4 protein-coding genes and 1 pseudogene are annotated in these 4263 nt (G+C 68.3%); 2 read left to right on the top strand and 3 right to left on the bottom strand.

Annotated elements, in window-relative coordinates; genetic code table 11:
- Positions 1-136 precede the first annotated feature (136 nt).
- Entirely contained in the window at positions 137-850 is a 714-nt protein-coding gene (locus tag AC1RVW_RS30580; protein WP_081270717.1) for an SDR family oxidoreductase, read from the top strand.
- Between the two features lie 274 nt (positions 851-1124).
- The gene (locus AC1RVW_RS30575; RefSeq protein ID WP_493204473.1) at positions 1125-2603 is read left to right on the top strand and encodes a SulP family inorganic anion transporter; all 1479 of its coding nucleotides are present in this window, start codon (positions 1125-1127) and stop codon (positions 2601-2603) included.
- Here the strand turns inward: AC1RVW_RS30575 and AC1RVW_RS30570 are convergent.
- The 3 genes and pseudogenes from AC1RVW_RS30570 to AC1RVW_RS30560 form a co-directional block, all read right to left on the bottom strand.
- Positions 2588-3307 (bottom strand): ABC transporter ATP-binding protein, encoded by a 720-nt coding sequence (locus AC1RVW_RS30570; protein ID WP_285411554.1) that lies wholly within the window; start codon positions 3305-3307, stop codon positions 2588-2590. The genes AC1RVW_RS30575 and AC1RVW_RS30570 overlap by 16 nt on opposite strands.
- Complete coding sequence (locus tag AC1RVW_RS30565; protein ID WP_493204471.1) at positions 3304-4059, bottom strand: ABC transporter ATP-binding protein; 756 nt, start codon at positions 4057-4059, stop codon at positions 3304-3306. The genes AC1RVW_RS30570 and AC1RVW_RS30565 overlap by 4 nt, the downstream gene beginning before the upstream one ends.
- Positions 4056-4263, bottom strand: a pseudogene (locus AC1RVW_RS30560) (branched-chain amino acid ABC transporter permease); the annotation flags it as partial. The pseudogene AC1RVW_RS30560 and the gene AC1RVW_RS30565, both read right to left, overlap by 4 nt.

Genomic DNA, 4263 nt, shown 5'->3' with positions numbered 1-4263 from the left:
CCCCGCAGCGAAATAAAGGAGGAGGGGCGAAGCCCCGGGGGACATTCGCGGAGGGGAGTACCCGGTGGCCTGTGCACACACCCCAGAAAATCCTCGGCTAAAAATGCAGGTCCAGCATGAACCAAGGACCCCATACATGTCTTCCGAAGCACAGAAAAAAGTAGCCATAGTCACCGCCGGTGGCAGCGGCATGGGCGCCGCCGCTGCACGCAAGCTCGCGGCCGATGGCTTTCGTGTCGCCATCCTTTCGTCGTCTGGCAAGGGCGAGGCGCTGGCCGCGGAACTGGGCGGCATCGGCGTGACGGGCTCCAACCAGTCGAACGACGATATCAAGCGCCTGGTGGACAAGGTGACCGACCAGTGGGGCCGCGTCGACGTGCTGGTCAACAGCGCGGGCCACGGTCCTCGTGCGCCCATCCTCGAGATCACCGACGAAGACTGGCACCGCGGCATGGACGTCTACCTGCTGAGCGCGGTGCGGCCCAGCCGGCTCGTCGCGCCGCTGATGGTGGCGCAGGGCGGCGGCAGCATCATCAACATCTCCACCTTCGCCGCCTTCGAGCCCGACCCGGTGTTCCCCACCTCCGGCGTGTTCCGCGCCGGGCTCGCGGCCTTCACCAAACTGTTTGCCGACAAGTACGCCGCCCAGAACGTGCGCATGAACAACGTGCTGCCGGGCTTCATCGACAGCCTGCCCGAGAAGGCCGAGTTCCGTTCGCGCATTCCGATGGGCCGCTACGGCAAGAGCAGCGAGATCGCGGCGGTCATCGGCTTCCTGGCGTCGGAAGGCGGCGGCTACATCACTGGGCAGAACCTGCGGGTGGACGGCGGCATCACGCGCTCGGTGTAAGTGAGCAAGTCGTAGAGGGCAGTCCTTCGGGCTGCCTACAATTGCGGCCCATGTGTCCGAGGATGCCCCGCTTCCCCATCCGCCGCCGGCAGTCAGGCTGCTCGCGGCCCACGCCTCCTTGATGAAGGCTGCGCAGTGATGCGCGGCGGCCTGCTCCGGCCGCCGCCACACCCAGGGGAGCCGCGAGCAAGCCGGCTTCCTTTTTCGCTTCCTGCCATGCATGTCCCGCATCGCCTCGTCGGCCGATGCGGGCAGCCTTCTAGTTCTTCTTCTCATGTCTTCTTCCCCGCACAGCCGCCTGCGCGCCGAGTGGTGCCCGAGCATTCCCCGTGAGCTGATGGCCGGCGCCGTCGCCACCTTCGCGCTCATTCCGGAAGTCATCGCTTTCTCTTTCGTGGCCGGCGTCGATCCGGCCGTGGGGCTGTTCGCTTCCTTCGTCATCGGCATCGTCATCGCCTTCACGGGCGGGCGGCCGGCCATGGTGTCGGCCGCGGCCGGTTCGGTGGCGCTGGTGGCTGCGCCGCTGGTGCATGCGCATGGCCTGCCATACCTGCTGGCGGCCGGCGTGCTCGCGGGCCTGATGCAGATCGTGTTCGGGCTGCTGCGGCTCGGGGTGCTGATGCGCTTCGTGTCGTCGTCGGTGCGCACCGGTTTCGTCAATGCGCTGGCCATCCTGATCTTCGCGGCGCAGATGCCGCACTTCATCGGCGCCAACACCGCGACCTGGGCCATGGTCGGGCTGGGGCTGGCCGTCATCTACCTGCTGCCGCGCATCACCACGGCTGTGCCGTCGCCGCTGGTGTGCATCGTGGTCGTGACGCTGGCGGGCCACTGGCTGGGCCTGCCGCTGAAGACGGTGGCCGACCTGGGGCAACTGCCCGGCGCGCTGCCTGCATTCGCGCTGCCCGCCGTGCCGCTGACGCTGGAGACGCTGCGCATCATCGCGCTGCCTGCCTTCGCCATCGCGATGGTCGGCCTGCTCGAATCGATGATGACCGCCAGCGTGGTCGACGAGCTGACAGACACGCCCAGCTCCAAGAACCGCGAATGCAGCGGCCTGGGCGTGGCCAACGTGGCCGCCAGCTTCTTCGGCGGCATCGCGGGCTGCGGAATGATCGGCCAGACGGTGAGCAACGTGCGCTACGGCGGGCGAGGGCGGTTGTCGACGCTGTTCGCCGGCGCGTTCCTGCTGATCCTCATGGTGCTGCTCAAGCCCTGGGTGTCGCAGGTGCCGGTGGCGGCGCTGGTGGCGATCATGGTGATGGTGTCGGCATCGACCTTCGACTGGGGTTCTCTGCGCGCGCTGGTGCGGCATCCGCGCATGTCCAGCGCGGTGATGCTCGCGACGGTGGCCGTCACCGTCGCCACCGACAACCTGGCCGCGGGCGTGGCCACGGGCGTGATGCTCAGCGGCGTGTTCTTCACCTTCAAGGTGGCGCGGCTGCTGCACGTGCATGCCGCGCAGCACGCGGATGGCACGCGCGTGTACCGCGTCACCGGGCAGGTGTTCTTCGCATCGGCAGACATGCTGGTCGATGCATTCGACGTGCGCGAGATCGACGGTGCGCCGGTGCGCATCGACGTGTCAGGCGCGCACTTCTGGGACGTGACGGCCGTGGCCGCACTCAGTAAGGTGGTCGAGCGGCTGCGCAAGCATGGCAGCGTGGTGGAAGTGAGCGGGCTCAACCGCGCCAGCCAGGACCTGATCCTGCAGCTCGACGCGGCGCCCCAGCAGGCTCAAACGCCCAGGTAGCGCGTCCACAGCGACCGGTCGGCGTCCAGCGCCGCCGAGTCGCCCTGCCACACCACGCGTCCGCGCTCCAGGATCACATGGCGGTTGGCCAGCGGCAGCAGGCGCTGCACGTACTTGTCGACCACCAGGATCGCTTCGCCCTCTGCCTTGAGCGTGGCGATGCAATTCCAGATTTCCTCGCGGATCACCGGTGCGAGGCCTTCGGTGGCTTCGTCCAGGATCAGCAGGCGCGGGTGCGTGGACAGTGCCCGCGCGATGGCCAGCATCTGCTGCTCGCCGCCCGAGAGCTGGTTGCCCGCGTTGGCCTTGCGCTCCGACAGGCGCGGAAACAGGCCGTAGAGCGCCTCGACCGTCCAGCGCGGCGCGCTGCCGGGGCGCGGCCGTGCGAAGGCGCGCAGGTGCTCGTCGACGCTGAGGTTGGGGAACACATGCCGCCCCTCGGGCACGATGGCCACGCCGCGCCGCGCGATGGCGTCGGGCTTGTGCCCGCCGATGGCCGCGCCGTCGAAACGCACGTCGCCGCGCATCGGTGCCAGCGTGCCGGTCAGCACCTTGAGCAGCGTGCTCTTGCCCATGCCGTTGCGGCCCAGCAGCGCCAGCACTTCGCCGGGACGGATGTCGATGTCGATGCCGAACAGCACCTGGCTCGCGCCGTAGCCGGCCTCGATGGATTTCGCTTCGAGCAATGTAGTGGCCGTGTTCATGAGTGCCCTTCCGCTTCGGTGCCCAGGTACACGGCTTGCACATCGGGATGGCCGCGCACTTCGTCGGCGGTGCCGCTCATCAGCACCTTGCCCTGCACCAGCACGGTGAGCCGGTTGGCCAGGCGGAACACCGCGTCCATGTCGTGTTCGATCAGCAGGATGGCCATCGACGCGCGCAGCGATTCGATCAGCTCGACCATGCGCGCGGATTCGTCCGGCCCCATGCCGGCCATCGGCTCGTCGAGCAGCAGCAGCTTGGGCTCGGCCGCGAGTGCCAGCGCCACGTCGAGCGCGCGCTGCGCACCGTGCGGCAGCGTGCCGGCGATGCGGTCGCGCTCGCTGCCCAGGCCCACGCGGTCCGCCAGTGCCAAGGCGCGGTCGACGAGGTCGCGCTCCTTCGCGCGCGGCGCCATGAAGCGCAGGCTGCTGCCCGCATGGGCCTGCGCCGCGAGCATCAGGTTGTCGTGCACGGTTTCCTTGGCGAAGACGCGCGTCACCTGGAAGCAGCGCGACATGCCGGCGGCCACGCGCTGGTGGTCTTTCAGCGAGGTGATGTCCTTCTCGTCGAGCAGCAGGCGGCCGGCGTCTGCCTTCAGCAGCCCGGTGATCAGGTTCACCAGCGTGGTCTTGCCCGCCCCGTTGGGCCCGATGAGCGCATGCACTTCGCCGCACTCCACCGTGAGGTTCACATGGTCGGTGGCCAGCAGTCCGCCGAAGCGCTTGACCAACCCTTCGATTCTGAAAAGGCTCATGGTGCTTTACTCCCTCGCCCCTCTGCGGAGAGGGTTGGGGTGAGGGGCAGGCGGCGCTTGTACAGTGCGGCCAATCCTTTGGGCGCCCACAGGGCAACGGCAATCAGCAACAGTCCCAGCGGCATGTGCCAATGCTCCGTGTGCTGCTTGAGCGCTTCTTCCAGCACCAGCCACACGACAGCCCCCACAGGCCCGCCCCAGCTG

Source organism: Variovorax sp. MPBD4-3, from assembly GCF_058809745.1.
The sequence above is the reverse complement of the archived record's forward strand: the minus strand, read 5'-3'. Positions and strand labels throughout refer to the sequence as shown.